We start from the raw sequence: 19380 nt of genomic DNA on the forward strand, positions 1-19380 counted from the left end.
TGTTGGCGCCCTTGCCTGCCGGATCGGCAGGCAACGCCTCACGCGTGCTGTAAGATATTCACCAGGCGCCCGAAAGGGTCGCGCACGTAAAAGCGCCTGACGCCCCAAGGCTCATCTGCCGGGCCGTATTCGATGCCGAGGCCTTTTGCCTGCACTTTTTCCAGCACTTCTTCAAGGTTATCGACTTCGACCGAAAAATCGGGCACGGGCGTTCCCGCACCGCCTTCCGCCGCAATGCTGACCTGGGCCATCGCCCCCCGTTCGCCTGCAAAGGTGACGATCCAGCCGTGATCCATCGCCAGGTCCATGCCCAGCACGTCGCCGTAGAAGCTTTGCGCCTTGCCGGTATCCGGCGATGCGATGTTGGCAACGACACGTTTCACAGCCATGGCGTCTTGTTCCTTCTTGCAGCCGGCTCGGACTTCAATCGATTGGAACGACAGGCTCGTCTTTTGTGCGGCGGATTGTCAACGCCGTACGAACGCTGTCGACGTTGGGCGCAGCGGTCAATTCGCGAATGATGAAATTCTGGAAGGTCTGCAGATCCGGCGAAACGCATTTCAGCAGGAAGTCGACCTCACCCGAAAGCATGTAGCTTTCGCGCACCAGCGGCCAGTTCTGAACCGTCTGTTCGAAGGCAATCAGATCCGCCTCGGTCTGGCTGTGCAGCCCGACCATTGCAAAGGCTGTCACGTCGTAACCGAGCTGCTTTTCATCAAGCAGGGTCCGGTAGCCCAGAATGAGCCCGGCTTCCTCCAGCGCGCGCACCCGGCGCAGGCAGGGAGGAGCGGATATGCCGACCCGACGGGCCAATTCCACATTGGTCATCCGTCCGTCATCCTGCAATTCCTTCAGGATCTGCCAATCAATGGCATCGAGCCGCGCTTTCAAACCTGTCTCCTTCGCGCTTCGCATGACGCGCCATGCTGTGGGCATTCGGGTCTTTCGCAAGACTGTCGCCTTGCCCGATACCGGAATCCCAAGCTAACCTCTATTTGTGTGCCGAGTTATGATTTTTTGCGCGTTTGTGCAAGACTATAACAAAATTGCGCACGATTTCGAAAGATTACGATAGGGGAACTTCTCCAAAACATGCCTTTTTCGCCGGAGAAAGCCCCTTCTTCCCTCTGGATCCTCACCGATGGAAAGGCGGGCGATGTTGCCCAGTGCCGCGGTATTGCCGAAGCCCTCGGCGCACCTGTTGAAGAACGCCACATAGCGCCACGTGCACCCTTTACCTGGTTGATGCCCTTCGGTCCGATCGATCTGCGCGAGCGGGAGACCCGCCCCGGCAGCCCGATTGCCCCGCCCTACCCTGATATCGCCATCGCGTCCGGCCGCCGGGCGGTCCCGTATCTGCGCCGGGTCAAGCGCCTTTCGGGAGGCAAGACCTTTACCGTGTTCCTGAAAGACCCGCGGATAGGACCAGATGCAGCGGATCTCATCTGGGTACCCGAGCATGACAAGCTGCGCGGACGGAACGTCCTTGTAACACCGACGTCCCCACACAAGTTCTCCGCCGCAACACTGGCCGAACTCCGCAGCCGGCAGGTTGCCGAGATAGATGGTCTTCCACGGCCCCATGTTGCGGTTCTTGTCGGCGGGGACAGCCGGCACCACAGGTTTTCCGAAGACGACCAGCACCGCCTTTTGAGCGGCCTGCGAGAGCTTGCACATGTGGCACATGTGCATTTCATGATCACAGCCTCCCGCCGCACGCCGGCCGGATTGGCCTATGGTCTTGCAGGGTTGGCCAAATCGGGAAATCACCTCTACTGGACAGGCGATGAGCCCAATCCTTACGGCCTCTATCTCGCCAAGGCAGATGCGATCATCGCCACTGCCGATTCCACGAACATGATCGGTGAGGCCACAGCCACCGGCAAGCCGGTCCATGTATTCGAGCCAAGCGGCGGTCACGACAAGATCACCCGGTTTTTGGGGACTTTGCGACGCATGGGTGTCATTCACCCCTTTCCAGGTCCGCTGAAAACCACTACCTACGAGCCGATAGATGCCACGCCGGTGATCGCTCAACGCATCTTGAGCGATTTTTCGGCCGCACGGCAAACCCGGAACAACGCCCCGATGGGCCAACCTGGCAACGCAAACGCCGGGACATGAAAACAGGATAAAGGTGCGCCCATGAGCACGGAACACAGCAAACTTCTGATCATCGGCTCCGGCCCGGCCGGCTACACGGCTGCCATATATGCTGCCCGCGCCATGATCGAGCCGACGCTGGTGGCCGGTATTCAGCCGGGCGGCCAGCTGACCATTACTACTGATGTCGAGAATTACCCCGGCTTCGCGGATCCCATCATGGGGCCGTGGCTGATGGAACAGATGCAGAAGCAGGCCGAAAACGTCGGCACCAAGATCCTTTACGACACCATCGTGAAGGCTGACCTGTCCCAGCGCCCGTTCCGCCTGGAAGCCGACAGTGGCACGGTGTTCACGGCGGACGCCCTGGTGATCGCCACCGGCGCGCAGGCCCGCTGGCTTGGCCTGTCTTCGGAACAGGATTACATGGGCGCCGGCGTTTCCGCCTGTGCGACCTGTGACGGCTTCTTCTACCGCAACAAGGAAGTTGTGGTTGTCGGCGGCGGCAACACCGCCGTGGAAGAAGCGCTGTATCTCGCCAATCTCGCCTCGAAGGTGACGCTGGTTCATCGCCGTGACAGCCTGCGGGCGGAAAAGATCCTGCAGGACCGCCTGTTCCAGCACCCGAAGATCGACGTCATCTGGGACCACCAGGTCGATGAGATCCTCGGCGGCGGCATGCCGAAAGCAGTTACCGGCGTACGGTTGAAAAACACCGCGACCGGCGAATTCCAGGAAATTTCCACGGACGGTGTCTTCATCGCCATCGGCCACGCACCGTCGGTCGAACTCTTCAAGGATCAGCTCACGCTGAAGTCCAACGGCTACCTGGAAACTGCCCCGGATTCGACCAGGACATCCATCCCGGGCGTCTTTGCGGCCGGTGATGTCACCGACGACATTTATCGGCAGGCAGTAACCGCTGCCGGCATGGGCTGCATGGCAGCCCTTGAAGCCGAGAAGTTTCTGGCCGAACATGAAGTGACGTCGACAAAGCAGGCCGCCGAATAGGCTGCCTGACTGTCCTGCGGAGGGGCACGCATGGATTGGGACAAATTGCGCATTTTTCATGCGGCCGCACAGGCTGGCAGTTTCACGCATGCAGGTGACACCCTGCATATGAGCCAGTCGGCTGTCAGCCGGCAGGTCAGTGCGCTAGAGCACGATCTGGGCGTTCCGCTGTTTCACCGGCACGCCCGCGGCCTTTTGCTGACCGAACAGGGCGAACTGCTCTACCGGACTGCCAACGACGTGCTGATGAAGCTGGAAGCGGTTCAGTCGAGCCTGACGGACAGCAAGGAAAAGCCATCCGGAGCCCTGCGCGTGACAACCACGGTGGGCCTTGGTTCCACCTGGCTCACCTCACGGATCAGAAGCTTCATCGATCTCTATCCAGATGTCGACCTGCACTTGATCTTCGACGACGACGAACTGGACCTCGGCATGCGCGAAGCGGATGTGGCCATCCGCTTGCGCCAGCCGACCCAGCCGGACCTGATCCAGCGCAAGCTGTTTACAGTGCATTTCCATGTCTATGCGGCACCGGAATACCTTCAACGGTTCGGAACACCTGTGTCGATCGACGACCTCGACAAGCACCGGCTGATCACCTTTGGCGAACAGGCTCCGGCCTACCTCCGCTCGATGAACTGGCTGGAAACAGCCGGGCGCGTCGCGACAAGCCCGCGCAGGTCCGTCCTGAAGGCCAACAACATCGTGGCCATCAAGCGTGCTGTTCAATCCGGCGTGGGCATTGCTATTCTGCCGGACTACATCATCGACAAGTCGTCGAACCTGGCGCCTGTCATGACCGACCAGGACGACAAGGTGCCCTCCTTCGACACCTATTTTGTCTACCCTTCGGAACTGAAGAACACCGCGCGTGTTACCGCGTTCCGCGAGTTCCTGCTGGCAAATGCAGAAGGCTGGGTTTTCTAACCCTGCCCTCCTGTCGTCTATCTGCCCGATTGCGATTGGCTCAACCAGCCCCGGCTTGACCGGGACGCAACCCTGCTTGCCTGCACGAGCGGCCGCACAGAGGATTTTGCAGATACTCTCCCCCTAAAGAGGTCTCGAAACTCGGCCTGCGCCGCGGCAACCGAGCGGCCCGATCGTCTCCATTCCCCTGGGAAAGCACAGGACTGGACAGACTCAGGTTTCATTCGCCAAATCAGCTCAACATTTAGGCATCAAAATTACTGCACACGGGGAGAGCATTTGCATTTATTTCGGTGAACCAATCGATTTTTTCACTCGAAATTAAAAATTTTTTTGAAGCTGCCGGCAAAAACCGACTAATTCAATCTGTTGTAATTAAAGGGGTTTTGGTCTGATTTTTGACCATTCAGTCAAGCCCTGCGTAAAATGCATAGCAGATCTGCGCCCCTGCCTCTTGTTTACGCAGCTTGTGCACTGCATATAAGCATCACTGTTGGTCACATGGACATCGCGTCCTCCTCCCAGTGATGTTCCGACCAGCTGTTCCCCTCTGGAAGGTGATTCCACTGTTTTCAGTGAATCAAAATAAACTGCCGGGTCTTTTAAGACCCGGCTCTTTTTTTGCCTAGGCCATGCTGCGATGCAGCATGACGTAATGTCACTTCACCTCACATGAACAGGCGTTCGTTGCCCAGGTCCTTGTAGAGGCCGGCCACCTGCTCCTCATAGCCGTTGTAGAGAAGCGTGTTGCGGCGCTCGTCCGTTCCAAGCAGCCGCTCGGAAGACTGCGGCCAGCGGCGATGCGGCACGGACGGGTTCACGTTCGCCCAGAAGCCATATTCAGAAGACTGGATCTCCTCCCAGAAGCTGACCGGACGCTCGTCGGTGAAGGAGATCTTCACGATCGACTTGATCGACTTGAAGCCGTACTTCCACGGGACAACCAGCCGGATCGGTGCACCATATTGCTTGGCAAGCGGCTTGCCGTAAACGCCGGTAGCGATGAAGGCGAGTTCATTGGTCGCTTCTTCCAGCGTCAGGCCCTCGACATAGGGCCAGGGATACCAGCTCTGCTTCTGCCCGCTGGCAACCGACGGATCGAGGAAGGTTTCAAAACGCAGGTATTTTGCGCCGGACTGCGGCCCGGCCAGCTTCACCAGCTCGGCAAGCGCGAATCCCGACCAGGGCACGGCCATGGACCACGCTTCGACGCATCGATGCCGGTAGAGCCGCTCTTCCAGAGGCATCTTGGCCAGAAGGTCATCGATGCCGATCTCTTGCGGATTGTCGATCATGCCATCCAGCACGACGGTCCAGGGGCGGATCTTGAGTTCCTGTGCCGCCGGCCAGATCTGCTTGTGCGTGCCGAACTCGTAGAAATTGTTGTATTTCGCCGTGAACTCTTCCGGGGTCACGTCCCTGTCGAGCGTAAAGGTCTCATTGCGCTTGACCGGATAAAGGCCCGCGCTCGGGTCTTCTTCCGCAAAGGCCGGGCGAATTCCAAGGCCCGTACCCAACAGCGCACCAGCCCCGGCAAGGCTGGCAAGGATCTGCCGGCGGTTCATGAAAACGGCCTCCGGTGTTGCTTCCCGTTCCGGAAGCTCCCAGCTGCGTTTCTTCAGTATATTCATTGTCAGTCTCCCGTTTGTTCCGAAGGAAACCGGAATCGGCTTTCAATGGCAAATAACGCCCTGGTGACTGAGCGCAACAACAAGGTGATCAACAGTACAGCGCTTTAGTAAGGCGAACACAACAGAGGGGCCAACCGGCCCCTCTGTCATCGCTTTCAGTGCTCTACCGTTCACGCGGCCTGTCTGCCGGACCTCTGCAGGGCAATGTCCGCCGCCTTGCCGGAAAGTTCCGCCATATGGTCGAAGTCAGCGGTGTAGCTTGCAACCCCGGCGGTCGCCGAACGCAGTTCGATGATCAGGTCACCGATTTCCGCCTCCGGCATCAACGCCTGCACCTCATCCCAGCCATTCCACTCGGGACGGGCGTCGAAGCCAAGCAATTGTCCGCGTCGGGCCGAGACGATCGCATTCACCCGCGCGGTCGCATCACTCGGGCAGGCAATCACCACCTTGTGGATCGGCTCCAGCAGCACCGGCTTGCACTCAGGCAGACCTTCCCGGATTGCCAGTATGCCGGCCATCTTGAAGGCCTGGTCGGAACTGTCCACAGAGTGATAGGAGCCGTCCGTCAGACAGACGGACACATCCACCACCGGGAAACCGAGCGGGCCTTGCCCCAGCGCATCCAACACGCCGTCACGCACGGACGGGATATATTGTTTCGGCACGACGCCCCCGGTAATCGTGTCTGAAAACTGGACGCCCTCGCCGCGCGGCAGCGGAGATATCTCGATCACCACATCGCCGAACTGGCCATGCCCGCCGGACTGTTTCTTGTGACGGCCACGAACCTTGGTGCCTGACCGGATCGTCTCGGCATAAGGCACGTGCGGTGTATTGGCGGCGATATCCAGACCGTATTTTCCGGCAAGGCGTTCCTGGGCAACACGCAGATGCATTTCGCCCTGCCCTGCAAGCAACGTTTCGGCCGTTGTCTGGTTTTGCGAGACGATCAGCGAGCGGTCCTCTTCAACCAGTTTCGCCAGTGCCGCGGAAAGACGGACCTCGTCCTTGCGCTGTTTGGCGGAAATCGCCGTCGCCAGAACAGGATTGCGCCGTTCAAGCACCTGAAGGCTTTCGATCTTTCCGTTTTCAAAACTCAGGAGGTCGCCCGTCTGGACATCATCGAGCCTCCCGAGCCCAACCAGATCGCCCTTGCCGGCCGTTGCGATCTTGTTCGCCTGCTGGCCGAAAACAGAAAACAATCCGGACACCTTGATTTCGGTGTCGCCATTGAGGAACAGGGTATCTCCGTCGGAGACCACGCCTTCCAGAACGCGGGCGATCGACTGCTTTCCGCCGTGCTGGGTGTGCAGCGTCTTGACGACCTGCAGCATCGCGCGCGACGTCGTGCCAAGCACCCGGCGCGACAGCAAATCGACACCAGGAACCTCATGGCGCAAGGCCTTGAGCAGCCGGCTGACACCGTTGCCGTGTTCTGCGGAGCCGAAGAAAACCGGACAGATGAGACCGTCCTGCATTTCGTTCACCAGATCGGCGAACACCTGATCGCGATTGGGGGCGATATCCTCGAGCAACGCCTCCATCAGGTCGTCGTCGTGATCGGCCAGGTGTTCCAACATGGTGAAACGGGCTTCGTGCTCACGCGCGAGGTCCGCATCGGACATGTCGATCTGCGTGCTTTCCTCCTTCTCGTGATAGACATGCGCCCGCTCCAGCGCGAGATCGATGAAACCCGTCGCCAGGCCGTCTTCCCAGATCGGGATCTGTCGCAGCACCAGCGGCACCGCAGATGCCGGTTGCAGCACGCTCAGGACATCACGCACCCGCCGCGTGCTCTTGTCGATCTTGTTTAAAAACAAAACCCGCGGAATGGCGCGGGCTTCAAGGGCTTTCAGGATCAGCTGCAGGGCTGGAACCTTGCGCTCGTCGTCCTCCGCCACCACGACGGCCAGATCCACCCCGGAAAGCGCCCCGTCCATTTCGCTCAGGAACTCCACGGATCCAGGGCAGTCGACGAATACGAAGCGATCTCCCAGGAATTCCGCGTCCGCAATGTTCAGTTCCACACTCATGCCGTGGGCACGCGCTTCCGGCGAAGCGTCACCCACCGTATTTCCGTTCGCGACGGATCCTTGCCGGGCCACCTTGTCCGTTCGCGCCAGCAAGGCTTCCAGAAGACTGGTCTTGCCGCTGCCGAACGGACCCACTAGGGCGATACAGCGCGGAGCGCTGCCCGCAGCAGATCCTTTTCCGTTTGAAGTGATTGCCATGCTGAGCCTCCCGTTAGTTCGAGGATATCTCGTAACAACGCGGCAGGGCCGGCTGGGGGACGCGGCCTGCCGCGTCTCGCCCGGATGGGATCGAAGGCCTTTTGCCCGGTACTCAACAGCACCAAGCCCCAAACTGCGGCCGATCGACCAGGGGCGGTCAGCCATCGTCGCGCCGATATCGGCGGCAACGCAAGGGAATCTTACGCGGCAGCGCAGCAATTTGCCCTTGTATCGGCTCAGTCTCCAGGCCGATGACAGCTCGCCAAAAGTGCACAAAAATCCAAAACACCGCCGATCCCAGAGGCTTATAAAGGCTCTCCCGACTGAGATCTCCAGACCGGCAAGCGGTGGAGAAAATTTGAGCTGAAGACTGAAAAAAGTCCCGCCTTCAGACCTTCCCAACCATGTGCCATTGCCCTGCCGGAATTGGCAGATAGTGAAATTGACGCGCAGTGGCCTATGTAACCAATTGGAACCGGCCTCGGGCAAAAGGAGCACGCGTGACCAAAACCCTGATACTCTGTTCAGCCCTGCTAGCTGCCACGTCGGCAATACCGGCGCATGCGCAATCGACCCAGCTGCGCAGTCCTCCCATGATGACCTCGCCGCGGCTGCCTTCTGCCGGTCAGCAGCTGAACCAGAACCTCAACCGCCAACAGTCCGGTTTCTCCACCCGGCAACAGATTGACGGTGCGGAGCGTCTGAACCGCACCGAGCAGATCAACCGGCAGAACACCCGGCCGGACAAGGAAGAAACTCCTTGTGCCGGCGCGAACGAAAGCTGCCGCGATTAAAGCGGAGAAACAGGACAGTGACAGCCGCTGAGGCTTAGTTGATCAGTTCCAGCGTCATCTTGCTGACACCCAGTGTCAGGTTCGTGCCTGTCTGGCTTTCCAGGCTGAAAGGGTTGAGCGCGATGGAGCGGTCGAAACCACCCAGCAGCGCGTTCGCCTTGATCCCCGCACCAACACTTGCCCCGGCGGTCAGCCCGCCGTAGGTGCCTGCCAAAAGGCCCGGCTTCCGGTTTGCGGAAGGTGCCAGCACACCCCAGACCAGCGTGGCCTGTTTGGTCTTGCCTATGTCCAGCCCATAGTCGCGGACGGTCCCCTTGTAGTTTTCCACCGCTCCGCCGTCGACCGGTGAAAAGCTGCATCCGAGTGTTGCTGAAGAGCCAACAATGAAACTGTGCTCGCCTTCCACCAGGCAGCTCAGTTTGCCGATTTCAACCTTTGGGCTGTCTTCGGAGGCAAGGGCCGGGATGGCAAACACAATGGCCATGGCGGCAAGAACCGGTTTCAAAATACGCATGTAGAGAACTCCCGTTCGGCTGCGAATATCCGCTTTTAGCAAAGGCGCGGATCACGCCCGTGATATGACGCGCCAAGACGTCAAAATCGCGGCAATGGCAAAAGGGTCAGGTGTAACCGTCGGCAGTGTCGGTACCGCCCGCCAAAGCCGGGGCAAGCACACCACCGTTCGACGACCTGTCCGACACACGGGCAAGCAGAAACCGGCGACCGGCAATCAGAAGGGTCAAGGTGACGACCACCGGAAGAAGGCTGTTTTCCGGCGCCTGGAAGGCCCAGACCGTTCCAGCGAGTGATACGGCAAGCATCAGAAACGATAGTCGGTACTGCGTTGATCTGGGCAAGTCGGGGACACCGGCAAATCCACCGCGTGAGAACAGGGTCAAGACCCCGCCGGTAAGCGTCACGGTCAACAAAACGGCACTGTACGAATAGCCTGTCAGGAATGATGCCAGAGTGCCGTCGCCAAACCGATACAGGCAGACCAGAAGCGGTGTCACCAGCAGGATATGCAGATTTATACCGAGCAATACGGGGTGCATGGGCACCTTGACCAGCACAAAGCCGGCAAGAACGAAAACCGCAAGACTGCAACCACTCCAGCCTGCAAGCTCCAGATCACCCGTCTGTCGCCAGAGCACAATGAAGACAATCGACGGCAGGCTTTCAAACAGATCAAGAAGCAGTTGTTTCTGATGTGAATTTGCCATCGCTCGACCTCCACCTGACGGGGAAAGGCTAGAGCGTTCGAACTGTGCTGTAAACCGCGCATTCCTCAACCGGAAAATGCAGCCCACAACAGAAAAGGGCGGCCGTCGGCCGCCCTTTCGCAAGTCTTTCGATGCCCGAAAAGCTTATTTCAGGTTCCCGCAGAAACGCTGGATGCGCGTGCAGGCTTCTTCCAGAGCTTCGGTCGAGGTCGCATAGGAAATGCGGAAGTTCGGACCAAGCCCGAAAGCCGAACCGTGAACGACGGCGACACCTTCAGCTTCCAGAAGCTCGGAGACGAAGTCCTCGTCGCTCTCGATCACCTTGCCGGACGGGGCCGTCTTGCCGATTGTACCGGCGCAGGACGGGAACACGTAGAACGCGCCTTCCGGCACCGGGCACGAAATGCCGTTGGCCTGGTTCAGCATGGAGACAACCAGGTCCCGGCGTCCCTTGAAGACTTCGTTGTTCTTCGGGATGAAGTCCTGGGTGCCGTTCAGCGCCTCGACCGCCGCCCACTGGGCGATGGAGCAAGGGTTGGAGGTCGACTGCGACTGAACCTTGGCCATGGCCTTGATCAGGTCAGCCGGGCCTCCGGCATAACCGATACGCCAGCCGGTCATTGCATAGGCCTTCGACACGCCGTTGACGGTCAGCGTGCGCTCGTAAAGTGCAGGCTCCACCTGAGCAGGCGTGGTGAACTTGAAGTCGTCATAGACGAGGTGCTCATACATGTCGTCGGTCATGACCCAGACATGGGGGTGCTTCATCAGCACATCGCAGAGCGCCTTCAGTTCAGCTTCCGTATAGGCCGCACCGGACGGGTTGGACGGAGAGTTGAAGATCAGCCACTTGGTGCGCGATGTGATCGCCGCATCGAGTGCTTCCGGGGTAATCTTGAAGGTCGACTTGTCCGCTTCCACGATCACCGGTTCACCGCCTGCGAGCAACACCATGTCCGGATAGCTTACCCAGTAAGGGGTCGGAATGATGACTTCATCGCCCGGGTTCAGCGTTGCAATCAGCGCGTTATAAAGCACCTGCTTGCCGCCGGTACCCACGGTGATCTGGCTGGTTTCGTAAGTAAGCCCGTTTTCCCGCTTGAACTTTTCGACGATGGCCGCCTTCAGCTCCGGAATACCATCGACAGCAGTGTACTTGGTCTTGCCGTCGGTGATGGCCTTGATGGCGGCTGTCTTGATGTTTTCCGGGGTATCGAAATCCGGCTCGCCAGCTCCGAGACCGATTACATCGCGGCCTGCGGCTTTAAGCTCGCGTGCCTTGTTGGTGACGGCGATGGTCGCAGAAGGTTTAACACGCGCCAATGCGTCAGCAAGAAAGCCCATAATGTCCTCCAGGGGGAAACGGGATTAACAGCGCGCGGACCCTAGATCCGTGCGCTGCGGAAAACAAGACCAAATCCGGAGAAGAACAGGAGTTTTCAGGCCGCTTGCGCCAGTTTGCCGGCGTATCTTTCAATCACCCCGGCATCGAGCGGTCCGCCATGGCCGAGATAGAAGCGTTTTGCCCCCTTGGACAGCAGAAATTTCAGCGAACGGGCGACCTGAAGCGGGTCTTCTTCAAAGGGAGGCGGCTTGGGCCGACCCTTCAGCGCGATTCCGCCCAGAAGAATGCCGGACGCCGCCAGATCCCCCGCGAGGACGGCACCATCGTCAAGCAGTACCGACAGCGATCCGGGCGTGTGGCCTGGCGTCGACATGATGACACCTTGCACGCCATAGGCTGTCAGATCCAGTGTCTGGTCCCCTGACAGAAGAATGTCCGGCTCCACCTTCGCAAACGGCCGTTCGATCGCGCCTGAAAGCTTGAACAGCCGACCGAAGAGCCCCGAAGGCTTCAGGATGGGAGCCTGGCCTCGGCAATAGGGTAAATCACCTTCATGCAGCACGATTGGCGCGCCCGACAGTTTCTGAAGACGCCTGGCGCTGCCCGCATGGTCGATATGGCCGTGGGTCACCACGATCAGCTTCAGATCGGCAAGGCAAAGCCCGACGTTCGCCAGCACCTTCTCGATCTTGGTCTCACTGCCTGGCAACCCGGTGTCCACAAGCACGGCACCACCGGCAAAGGTCAGCAGAAACGCGTTGACGATGCCGAATGGCAGGATCGGGATAGTGTGAATCTGGATCTCGGACATGTTTGCCGCCATTCTCTTCCTGGTGATAGGTTGGCTCTTCACCTAGGCGGACGCGGAAATACGTTCAATTAGGCACCTTTTGGTAACCCGGACGGGCCATTGGCCCCGGCGAACCGGTGGAGACGGACATGAGCGAACCGATCGCATCCCTCTGGCGCCTGCCTGGCACGCAGGACTGTCCCGTTGCCGACACGCTGAAAAGCATTGGCGGCAAACACACCCCAAGGGTTCTGCATTGCCTGACCGCTAAGGATCATCATTTTCTGGAACTACAGCGGACACTGAAACCGATCAGCCGCAAGGTGCTGACCCAGGAACTGCGCCACCTGGAAGAGATTGGACTGGTCGCTCGTACCGAACTGGACGACGCCCACCGCCGCGTCCGCTATGCCCTCACACCGAAAGGCCGGAGCCTGACCGAAATCCTTGGACAGGTTTACCTTTGGGCCGTGGAACACCACGGCAGTGACGCAGCATCAGCGGCATAAAAGTAAAGTACTGTTTCAGTCGCTCTCAGTGGCGGGCGCGATTAGCTTCTCGTTTCAAGGATCAGCTTCGGATCGTCCTTGTCTTCATCGATGATCGTGCACTTGAAGCGCTTTTTCTTGGTCTGGCCATTGAGCACCGTCACCGGCACCGACAGGGGAACTTCCGAGGCGTCTTTGGCAGAGGTCAACAGGGACGCATAATTGCTCGGGTGAAGCAGCATCTCGGTGATCGGACGGCTGTCGAGGACGTCCGATGTCAGATGGTAGGTCTTCATCGCTGCGTTGTTCGCCGCGATGATGATCTTTGACTTGATGTTGACCACCAGGATCGGCGCGCTGCACGCTTCGAAGACCCTGGCAAAGTCGACATCACCACCGGCATGACCGGCCGAAAACAGCACCCCGCCCACCGTGCCGCCGACACGGAAATACATGGCGTCGTATTTCAGTTCGACGCTGTCGTTGGACGCCAGCAGAAACTTGCCACGCCCGGTCGCACTGGCCCGGCGCGTCAATGCCGCAAGCGTCAGGGAGACGATCGTTCGCCCGACCCGGTTCTGGATATGGGCAATGTTGCGCCCCAGGATCAGGCGAGCATCCTCGATCTGGAAGCTCTTGAGGAAACCGTCGCTGGCGAAGCGCACGTAGCCGAAATTGTCGACCAGCAGTACAACACGGGTGGAGGACGCGACGAAATGCTGGAGGATCGGTGCCAGTCCCAGTACGACCCGGCCCGGATTATTGTCGTTCTCACCGATGGAGGGGAAGCAGATCGCAAGGATCTTGCCGTCCGGCAACTCGTAACGATAGGCAACGATCGGAATGCCCGGGATACGGTGGTCCGGCCCGCCGCCGACATCGAACGGCCCGGCCTGGCCTTCCCGGATCGCACCCTGGACCAGCCGGAGAATGGTCTTACGATCCTCTGGCGACAGGTGGCGCAGTGCCTCGTTGGAGGGCGCCTCCTGCAGATCCCGCACTTCGCTATTGAAACTCTGGGAACCGACCTCGTGCCAGAGAATGGTTTTCTTGCTGATATCGGCAATGAAAAACTGGATACCCGCCAGCGACAAGGCCGGCGGCTCCCCGGCCTTCTGGACCGATGGTTCTGTCGACGTTACTGGGTCTGTCGGCTTGCCCACCGTGGCGCTCTGCGCAGCGTTTATCGTCATTCCATGCCTGGTCTGTTTGTATCGGATGTCCCGGCGAGCAAGCATGCTTCCGAAAAGCAAACAAACACTAAAATCGCATCGTAAAATATCTGGGTTATGTCAGTTTTTACAGTAATTAAACAATGCAATACGTTTTTATGAGAAGTTGTATTGTCAATTTTACGAAAGCTTAATTGGCCGGTTTCAGCCCCCGGAACCACAGCCTTCCACCTTCGCACATCAAGACTGCCGGAATGAAAAACAGAACCGTCGCCCCCCTGAATGCAGCGCCATTCGGAGCACGGACACTACCTATTGTGCCGCCTTGCCAAGGCGGCAGCAAATAGATCGAATTTGCCGCAAAATAGTCACGAAAACACACGGCGCATGTCTAAATCGCGTCCGCGTGCCGGCGCAATTTCAAACGAGATTGAACTCATCCCAGCGGATGGAGGAGCCAATGGCCCACGCAACGACCGTACCGGCGACCATCAAGTCGCAGAACGTAAGCTTCCCACCGGTTTTGCTGTTCATAGTGGCAGCAGGCCTGTTGATGTTGATGTCCGCACTGGAGCCGTCACTGGTGCTGCCGATGGTTGCTTTCCTGACCATGGCTGCCGTTACCCGTCTGCTGGCCCGCCGACTGTTTCAGGACCTGACCGGCGTTCAAGCGCAGGCAGACTGACAGAAACCGAAGTACAACCGCTCGAACCTGACTGATCTTCACCATGGCACGCGTAGATAACCAGAAAACCAGAAAGTCCGTCCCCTCCAAAAGCGACCTGCATGAAGCTCGGCCGCTGTTGCAGGCAATCTTTCTGGGCATGCTGCTGGCAACCGCTTTGGTCGCAGCAGCGGCGATGGCAAACCCGGCCAACACGAACGGTGTCCCGAAGACCGAGCCCGTCGCGCACTCAGCAACCGGCCAGGCACCGGCAAACGCCGGTCGGCCGGCAAGCGCCATGTTCTGACAGCTTGACATACAACGAGCCGCCGCGGCGGCTCCGTCTGTTTCAGGAAGTCAAGATCAGCGCCTGGAGCCCGACCTTTCAAAAGCCGAGACCCGGCCTCATGCTTGGCACATGAGTGCCGGGCCTCAGTGCCCGGTCCGCCCCCGGATAACTTTTCCTGCCCAACGATGGTTCTCTTTGAACCTTCATCCAAGACAGCCCCGCAGTGCATATGTGCAAGTGCCCGCTGCCTCACCGCCCTCAGGTGGTCCGCTGGTTGCGTCCGCTGTTGATCACGGTCAAGGACAGGAATTTGTTCGTTCGCCAAGTAAAGCAAGATCACATGTCATCTGCAAGACCGCACGCGGTTCAAGGCTGGCATCGATCGGAAATTAACCAGAGTCACATGGCGCGACCTTGAATACCGGGGATAACCGCAGTCCAGGCCTTTGCGAGAGCGTTCGGAAACTTCCGGCAAGCCATGTGGAACAAAATCCGCTACGGGGCATTTGCCCTCAAGTGGTAGTATTACGCCGATGCAACCGGCGCCAGTGAGGGATTTCACATCATGACCATTGCCAACGGCGAAAAGTGGATCGATAAAGAAACGAAGGGTTTGTCGGAGGCAGCAATGGACATCGACCTCACACTTTCAGCAGACACGATCCGCCTGCTCGCCCAAAAGGCGCGGGCAGTTGCATCGTCTCTTCAGGATACGTTCGAGGACGGCCATGAAGGCGACGTCGAATTCGACGCCGATGCCCTGGAGCAAAGTCACGGTCACGATGGCCTTGCGGAGGAGGAAAACGACGACCTCTCCGACGAGGAACTGCGGGAGCTGATCGAGGATCTCAACGTGGATGAAGCTGCCGAACTGGTGGCTATCTCCTGGATCGGCCGCGGTGACTTCGAGGCTGAGGACTTCCAGCAAGCGGTCGACGAGGCACGCGATCGCGCCGCCGGTTCGACAGCAACCTATCTCCTCGGCATGCCGCTCCTGGCCGACCACCTGGAAGCCGGCCTCGACGCGCTTGACCTCTGACAGCCGACACAGCGCTGTTTTTGGCAGGGCTTCAAGACGTTCGGCGGGTCAAGCTGGCTAGGTCATTTTTGCCGGGTCTTCCACATCAGGTCGTTTTCCTTGGGAAAACCGGTTAGCAATTGATTTACTATCTTTTCGCTGCCGGACATTTGGCCCACTCTTGCCTCACTTCGTGGTGGGACAAGGGAGTTGAGGGCATGCTGCAAGACCCGGCGAACCAAGACGTGTTTACCGTCCATCGTCCGTCTCCATGGCCATATGTCGGCGCAATGCTCGCTGCGTCGGCCCTGATCACGACACTGGTCGTGGCGTTCAGCAGCTAATCCATACCGGCACTACCGCTCGAAACCGGTACCGGTCATCGTTCAGAGAGTTCCTTAATGCGTTCAACGCGTCTGGCCGTGCTTGATCTTGCCCGCGGCCTCGCTGTTGTCGCCATGGCGATCTACCATTTCTCCTGGGACCTTTCCTGGTTTGCCTATGTCGACTGGCCCGTTGCCCAGGGCACAGGTTGGCGCATATTCGCCGCCTCGATCGCCGGCAGCTTCCTGCTTCTGGCCGGCGTCAGTCTGGATTTCGCCCACCACCTGGGCATCCGTTGGCATGCCTTCTGGCGGCGCTTTGCCGTGATCGTCGCAGCCGCAGCTGCCGTGTCGCTGGTCACCTATTTCACTTTCGGCGATACTTTTGTCCGCTTCGGCATTCTCCATTCCATTGCCTTGTCCAGCGTGATCGCCCTTCCCTTCACGCGCCTTCCGTTCGTCTTTGCCGGGCTTGCCGCGGCGTTCGTTTTCACTTTGCCTTTCTGGGCAGCTTCGTCCGCCCTCGACGGCCAGCTCTGGCTGTGGACAGGGCTCGGCACACCGGATTTTGCCAGTGTGGATTATGTGCCGCTGGCACCCTGGGCCGGAGTGACGTTGGCGGGCGTCGCCATCTCGAAGATTTTCCGAAAGATCAATCTGTGGCAAACGCTGTCCAGGTTGTCATTCGCCAACCGTCCCGGCCGGCTGACGCGGTTCTTCGGCCGCCATTCCCTGCCAGTCTATCTGCTGCATCAGCCCTTGCTGTTCGGCCTTGTGTGGACGGCAACGCAGATCGGCCCGGAGATGGACCGCTCCGCCAATGCCTTCGTGCGCAATTGCACGGTTTCCTGCCAGGGTACGACCGCCACGACAGAAATCTGCGAAGCCGCTTGCGGCTGTACGCTTGAATATCTGAAATCGGACGGCATCTGGGACCAGCTTCTGGCCGAGCCCGAAAACCAGTCTCTGCGCAACCGGATGTCGAACAGATACAGTCAGTGCCTGGCTGATCCAAAGTGGCCGGATCCGCTCAACTGATCCTGGCGTTCAAGCCTTCGGTGCTGTTTCCGGGCGCTCAGGAAAGACGGGCCAGTTGCCGGAGCGCCCGGCCCCGCCGCTGCCGTGCAAAGGGAAGAAACACGTCCTCGTCTCGCCCCGCCGCCACCTGCTCCAGTGCCCAGAGGGCCGACACGGCGTCGCATTTGGCTTTCATGAAACCAAGACGATCGGCCTCGGGCACCGCAGCGCCCGTTGCTGCACAGGCTTGCAGGAATACCTGTTCCTCATCCGCACTCATTTCGTGCTCCAGAACGGCGTAGGCAAGATCCCAGGCGGGATCCGACATGCCTGAGAATTCCCAGTCAATCAGCCACAGCTGGTCGGATGACATGAGGCAGTTGCCGGGGGATGGATCGCCATGGCTCGGAACAAGCATCCGGCCAGCACCACCAGCGGTGCCGGCACCGATCGGCTGCAACACTATTTCCAGCCCGGTCATTTCCTCCCGGCACCGAACTGCGTCCCGAAGACCTTGCCACTGCGCCTGAAGCACGCTGTCCGGATCGAGCAGCCCTTCGAAGGTCACACCGGACCCATGCAATTGCCCCAATGCCTCGCCGAGTGCACGGGCCAGGCTGTACGACGGCTGCTCCGAAAGATCGGAAGGGCTGCCGCTGACCTTAACGGCGCGGGTCACCAGAATGCCGGCCTCCGCATCACAAAATACCGGTGGCACGGCAATTCCAGTCGCAGCGGCGAGCATCAGGTTTCTTGCCTCTGCCTTCCTGTCGATGTTGCCTGCCGCTTCCAGACGGGGAAGCCGCAGGAAGAACGTACCCTTCTCAGCCTCCAGCCTGAACACACGGTTTGTCAGCCCAGGCTGGGGCCGAGCTGACAGGGGAGCGCCACAAACACGATGCAGGTCCTGATGCCGTTCAAAGGCCTCCAGGATGTCCGGCAAAATGGTGTCTGGCGCGTCAGAGGAAAGCTGTGGCACAAGCAGGAACAATCGAGCGAAACAGAGGAGCTGGCCGGACGCCATGACGAACGTCCCATCGCCCCATATCATCATCACCTACTGCCGCCAATGCAATTGGCTGTTGCGCTCCGCATGGATGGCGCAGGAAATCCTGTCCACCTTCTCGGAAGAAGCCGGCGCTGTCACCCTTGTTCCGGGCACCGGAGGCATTTTCACAATCGTCTGCGACGGTCAACTTGTCTGGGACCGCAAGACAGATGGAGGCTTTCCGGAGGCCAAGGTGCTGAAACAGCGGCTTCGTGACCTGCTTTGGCCGGAGAAGGACCTCGGCCACAGCGACCGCCAGGACAGGAAAGACTAGGCCGGACGCGCTCAAGTGAATTGACTTCTTGAAGTCGCGAATATGTATACTGTGTCATCCGAAGCGCAGCTTTCGGCAAGCAATTTCGAGACAGGACGCATGAACCGGAGCCTTCATGCACATAAGGTTATCGCTGTTATTTTTGGCACTACTATCGCTTGCCGGAGCAAGCACCAGTTCTGCAGTGGAAACCAGCGAACCTGAAATCGTCATCTATACCGAGGACTACAAACCGCTCTATTTCCCTGGTGAAGACGGGAAAATCTCGGGAACTGTCACCCAACTTGTACAAGATCTCGCCGATGACGCCGGCATAACGGTCGAGATGCACATGCGGCCGTTCAAACGCGGGTTGAATGCGGTGGAGAGCAACGCCAACCATTGTTTCATGGCCCTGTGGCGCACTCAGGAACGCGAACCGAATTTCACCTGGGTTGGACCTTTGGAAATCGACGGATACGGCCTTTTTGCCTTGAAGGGCAGTTCCATAGAACTTTCGACAGTCGAAGACAGTTTCGGCTATTCGACAGGAGCCGTCGGTGGCTGGACCAGCACCAATGAACTTCAGGACGCCGGCCATCCCCATCTTGTGCTGGTGGACGAAGATGGGCTCAATGCGAACATGCTGCGGTCAGGTCACACCAAGCTCTGGCTGGGTGGCCTGATTTCGGCTCCCTATGTTGCGGAACAGGAAGGAGTGGAGATCGAGAAACTGCTGCCCCTGCAGACCGTCGAACTTGCTTTGGCCTGCAACTCACATATCGACCAGTCCGTTACCGATCGCCTGCAGTCAGCTTTGAACACACGTCTTCAGAAAACGCCACAAAACAACCCCAAGCGATTGACGCAATAGACAATTTATCTCTGCTGCAGAGCAACCACCTCGAAAAGTTGCATAACTTCAGAAAACTACTTTCCAAAGTCTTACCTGCACAACAAGCACACAAAAGACCGCCCATAATTAATGCAAGTCTCTTTTGGGTCTTCTTAAAACTTTCAATTCAAAATGCTTTCGGCAAGACAACGTCC

21 protein-coding genes are annotated in these 19380 nt (G+C 58.8%); 11 read left to right on the top strand and 10 right to left on the bottom strand.

The window, feature by feature from the left end; translation table 11 throughout:
• Positions 1–38 precede the first annotated feature (38 nt).
• Both ACVDG9_RS18685 and ACVDG9_RS18690 read right to left on the bottom strand, forming a co-directional pair.
• Positions 39–389 (bottom strand): VOC family protein, encoded by a 351-nt coding sequence (locus ACVDG9_RS18685; protein ID WP_022997962.1) that lies wholly within the window; start codon positions 387–389, stop codon positions 39–41.
• Between the two features lie 34 nt (positions 390–423).
• Entirely contained in the window at positions 424–891 is a 468-nt protein-coding gene (locus ACVDG9_RS18690) for an Lrp/AsnC family transcriptional regulator (protein ID WP_031268195.1), read from the bottom strand.
• Positions 892–1092: 201 nt separating this feature from the next.
• Between ACVDG9_RS18690 and ACVDG9_RS18695 the strand changes: the two genes are divergently transcribed.
• From ACVDG9_RS18695 to ACVDG9_RS18705, 3 genes are read left to right on the top strand one after another with little or no spacing between them, the layout of a single operon-like run.
• Positions 1093–2124 (top strand): mitochondrial fission ELM1 family protein, encoded by a 1032-nt coding sequence (locus ACVDG9_RS18695; protein WP_447238686.1) that lies wholly within the window; start codon positions 1093–1095, stop codon positions 2122–2124.
• Positions 2125–2145: 21 nt separating this feature from the next.
• On the top strand, positions 2146–3114 hold the full coding sequence (gene trxB, locus ACVDG9_RS18700; RefSeq protein ID WP_022997965.1) for a thioredoxin-disulfide reductase: 969 nt from the start codon (positions 2146–2148) through the stop codon (positions 3112–3114).
• Positions 3115–3144: 30 nt separating this feature from the next.
• The gene (locus tag ACVDG9_RS18705; RefSeq protein ID WP_022997966.1) at positions 3145–4041 is read left to right on the top strand and encodes a LysR family transcriptional regulator; all 897 of its coding nucleotides are present in this window, start codon (positions 3145–3147) and stop codon (positions 4039–4041) included.
• 668 nt (positions 4042–4709) lie between these two features.
• On the opposite strand, the gene msrP is transcribed toward ACVDG9_RS18705, so the two are convergent.
• Together msrP and ACVDG9_RS18715 are read right to left on the bottom strand one after the other, a co-directional pair.
• A complete protein-coding gene (gene msrP, locus ACVDG9_RS18710; RefSeq protein WP_152505844.1) occupies positions 4710–5672 on the bottom strand; it encodes a protein-methionine-sulfoxide reductase catalytic subunit MsrP in 963 nt (320 codons plus the stop codon).
• Positions 5673–5842: 170 nt separating this feature from the next.
• Complete coding sequence (locus ACVDG9_RS18715) at positions 5843–7906, bottom strand: elongation factor G (protein WP_447238687.1); 2064 nt, start codon at positions 7904–7906, stop codon at positions 5843–5845.
• Between the two features lie 500 nt (positions 7907–8406).
• Here ACVDG9_RS18715 and ACVDG9_RS18720 point away from each other — a divergent pair, with 500 nt between their 5' ends.
• A complete protein-coding gene (locus ACVDG9_RS18720; protein ID WP_145903515.1) occupies positions 8407–8700 on the top strand; it encodes a hypothetical protein in 294 nt (97 codons plus the stop codon).
• Positions 8701–8734: 34 nt separating this feature from the next.
• Here the strand turns inward: ACVDG9_RS18720 and ACVDG9_RS18725 are convergent, their stop codons facing one another.
• The 4 genes from ACVDG9_RS18725 to ACVDG9_RS18740 all read right to left on the bottom strand — a co-directional run bounded on the left by ACVDG9_RS18725 (position 8735) and on the right by ACVDG9_RS18740 (position 12079).
• The gene (locus ACVDG9_RS18725; RefSeq protein WP_168692407.1) at positions 8735–9214 is read right to left on the bottom strand and encodes a DUF992 domain-containing protein; all 480 of its coding nucleotides are present in this window, start codon (positions 9212–9214) and stop codon (positions 8735–8737) included.
• Positions 9215–9320: 106 nt separating this feature from the next.
• A complete protein-coding gene (locus ACVDG9_RS18730; RefSeq protein WP_447238688.1) occupies positions 9321–9923 on the bottom strand; it encodes a hypothetical protein in 603 nt (200 codons plus the stop codon).
• 144 nt (positions 9924–10067) lie between these two features.
• Entirely contained in the window at positions 10068–11267 is a 1200-nt protein-coding gene (locus ACVDG9_RS18735; protein ID WP_022997972.1) for a pyridoxal phosphate-dependent aminotransferase, read from the bottom strand.
• A gap of 95 nt (positions 11268–11362) precedes the next feature.
• Positions 11363–12079: an MBL fold metallo-hydrolase gene (locus ACVDG9_RS18740; protein WP_447238689.1), complete on the bottom strand. Its 717-nt coding sequence runs from the start codon at positions 12077–12079 to the stop codon at positions 11363–11365.
• 128 nt (positions 12080–12207) lie between these two features.
• On the opposite strand from ACVDG9_RS18740, the gene ACVDG9_RS18745 reads away from it, so the two are divergent.
• The gene (locus ACVDG9_RS18745; RefSeq protein WP_075283724.1) at positions 12208–12567 is read left to right on the top strand and encodes a winged helix-turn-helix transcriptional regulator; all 360 of its coding nucleotides are present in this window, start codon (positions 12208–12210) and stop codon (positions 12565–12567) included.
• Positions 12568–12608: 41 nt separating this feature from the next.
• On the opposite strand, the gene ACVDG9_RS18750 is transcribed toward ACVDG9_RS18745, so the two are convergent.
• On the bottom strand, positions 12609–13739 hold the full coding sequence (locus ACVDG9_RS18750) for a hypothetical protein (RefSeq protein ID WP_208993780.1): 1131 nt from the start codon (positions 13737–13739) through the stop codon (positions 12609–12611).
• A gap of 439 nt (positions 13740–14178) precedes the next feature.
• Here ACVDG9_RS18750 and ACVDG9_RS18755 point away from each other — a divergent pair, with 439 nt between their 5' ends.
• From ACVDG9_RS18755 to ACVDG9_RS18770, 4 genes are all read left to right on the top strand, one after another.
• Positions 14179–14403, top strand: coding sequence for a hypothetical protein (locus tag ACVDG9_RS18755; RefSeq protein WP_447238690.1), 225 nt, complete (start codon positions 14179–14181; stop codon positions 14401–14403).
• 43 nt (positions 14404–14446) lie between these two features.
• Positions 14447–14689, top strand: coding sequence for a hypothetical protein (locus tag ACVDG9_RS18760; RefSeq protein ID WP_022997977.1), 243 nt, complete (start codon positions 14447–14449; stop codon positions 14687–14689).
• A gap of 547 nt (positions 14690–15236) precedes the next feature.
• A complete protein-coding gene (locus ACVDG9_RS18765) occupies positions 15237–15710 on the top strand; it encodes a DUF3775 domain-containing protein (protein ID WP_205838361.1) in 474 nt (157 codons plus the stop codon).
• 380 nt (positions 15711–16090) lie between these two features.
• Positions 16091–17050 (top strand): acetyltransferase domain-containing protein, encoded by a 960-nt coding sequence (locus ACVDG9_RS18770; RefSeq protein ID WP_447238691.1) that lies wholly within the window; start codon positions 16091–16093, stop codon positions 17048–17050.
• A gap of 37 nt (positions 17051–17087) precedes the next feature.
• Here ACVDG9_RS18770 and ACVDG9_RS18775 read toward each other — a convergent pair whose 3' ends face one another.
• Entirely contained in the window at positions 17088–18053 is a 966-nt protein-coding gene (locus ACVDG9_RS18775) for a phosphotransferase (protein WP_447238692.1), read from the bottom strand.
• Between ACVDG9_RS18775 and ACVDG9_RS18780 the strand changes: the two genes are divergently transcribed.
• The gene (locus ACVDG9_RS18780) at positions 18052–18351 is read left to right on the top strand and encodes an Rdx family protein (protein ID WP_031268203.1); all 300 of its coding nucleotides are present in this window, start codon (positions 18052–18054) and stop codon (positions 18349–18351) included. The two genes, ACVDG9_RS18775 and ACVDG9_RS18780, sit on opposite strands and share 2 nt — an antisense overlap.
• Before the next feature lie 142 nt (positions 18352–18493).
• Positions 18494–19204 (top strand): substrate-binding periplasmic protein, encoded by a 711-nt coding sequence (locus tag ACVDG9_RS18785; RefSeq protein ID WP_447238693.1) that lies wholly within the window; start codon positions 18494–18496, stop codon positions 19202–19204.
• Positions 19205–19380 lie beyond the last annotated feature (176 nt).

The sequence above is a fragment of the Roseibium sp. RP-7 genome (genome assembly GCF_053005225.1).

Bases quoted from the DNA above. Each gene is read 5' to 3' on its own strand.
- ACVDG9_RS18685 (WP_022997962.1), bottom strand. From the start codon at position 389: ATGGCTGTGAAACGTGTCGTTGCCAACATCGCATCGCCGGATACCGGC.
- ACVDG9_RS18695 (WP_447238686.1), top strand. From the start codon at position 1,093: ATGCCTTTTTCGCCGGAGAAAGCCCCTTCTTCCCTCTGGATCCTCACC.
- trxB (WP_022997965.1), top strand. From the start codon at position 2,146: ATGAGCACGGAACACAGCAAACTTCTGATCATCGGCTCCGGCCCGGCC.
- ACVDG9_RS18705 (WP_022997966.1), top strand. From the start codon at position 3,145: ATGGATTGGGACAAATTGCGCATTTTTCATGCGGCCGCACAGGCTGGC.
- msrP (WP_152505844.1), bottom strand. From the start codon at position 5,672: ATGAATATACTGAAGAAACGCAGCTGGGAGCTTCCGGAACGGGAAGCA.
- ACVDG9_RS18715 (WP_447238687.1), bottom strand. From the start codon at position 7,906: ATGGCAATCACTTCAAACGGAAAAGGATCTGCTGCGGGCAGCGCTCCG.
- ACVDG9_RS18725 (WP_168692407.1), bottom strand. From the start codon at position 9,214: ATGCGTATTTTGAAACCGGTTCTTGCCGCCATGGCCATTGTGTTTGCC.
- ACVDG9_RS18730 (WP_447238688.1), bottom strand. From the start codon at position 9,923: ATGGCAAATTCACATCAGAAACAACTGCTTCTTGATCTGTTTGAAAGC.
- ACVDG9_RS18735 (WP_022997972.1), bottom strand. From the start codon at position 11,267: ATGGGCTTTCTTGCTGACGCATTGGCGCGTGTTAAACCTTCTGCGACC.
- ACVDG9_RS18740 (WP_447238689.1), bottom strand. From the start codon at position 12,079: ATGTCCGAGATCCAGATTCACACTATCCCGATCCTGCCATTCGGCATC.
- ACVDG9_RS18745 (WP_075283724.1), top strand. From the start codon at position 12,208: ATGAGCGAACCGATCGCATCCCTCTGGCGCCTGCCTGGCACGCAGGAC.
- ACVDG9_RS18750 (WP_208993780.1), bottom strand. From the start codon at position 13,739: ATGACGATAAACGCTGCGCAGAGCGCCACGGTGGGCAAGCCGACAGAC.
- ACVDG9_RS18755 (WP_447238690.1), top strand. From the start codon at position 14,179: ATGGCCCACGCAACGACCGTACCGGCGACCATCAAGTCGCAGAACGTA.
- ACVDG9_RS18760 (WP_022997977.1), top strand. From the start codon at position 14,447: ATGGCACGCGTAGATAACCAGAAAACCAGAAAGTCCGTCCCCTCCAAA.
- ACVDG9_RS18765 (WP_205838361.1), top strand. From the start codon at position 15,237: ATGACCATTGCCAACGGCGAAAAGTGGATCGATAAAGAAACGAAGGGT.
- ACVDG9_RS18770 (WP_447238691.1), top strand. From the start codon at position 16,091: ATGCGTTCAACGCGTCTGGCCGTGCTTGATCTTGCCCGCGGCCTCGCT.
- ACVDG9_RS18780 (WP_031268203.1), top strand. From the start codon at position 18,052: ATGACGAACGTCCCATCGCCCCATATCATCATCACCTACTGCCGCCAA.
- ACVDG9_RS18775 (WP_447238692.1), bottom strand. From the start codon at position 18,053: ATGGCGTCCGGCCAGCTCCTCTGTTTCGCTCGATTGTTCCTGCTTGTG.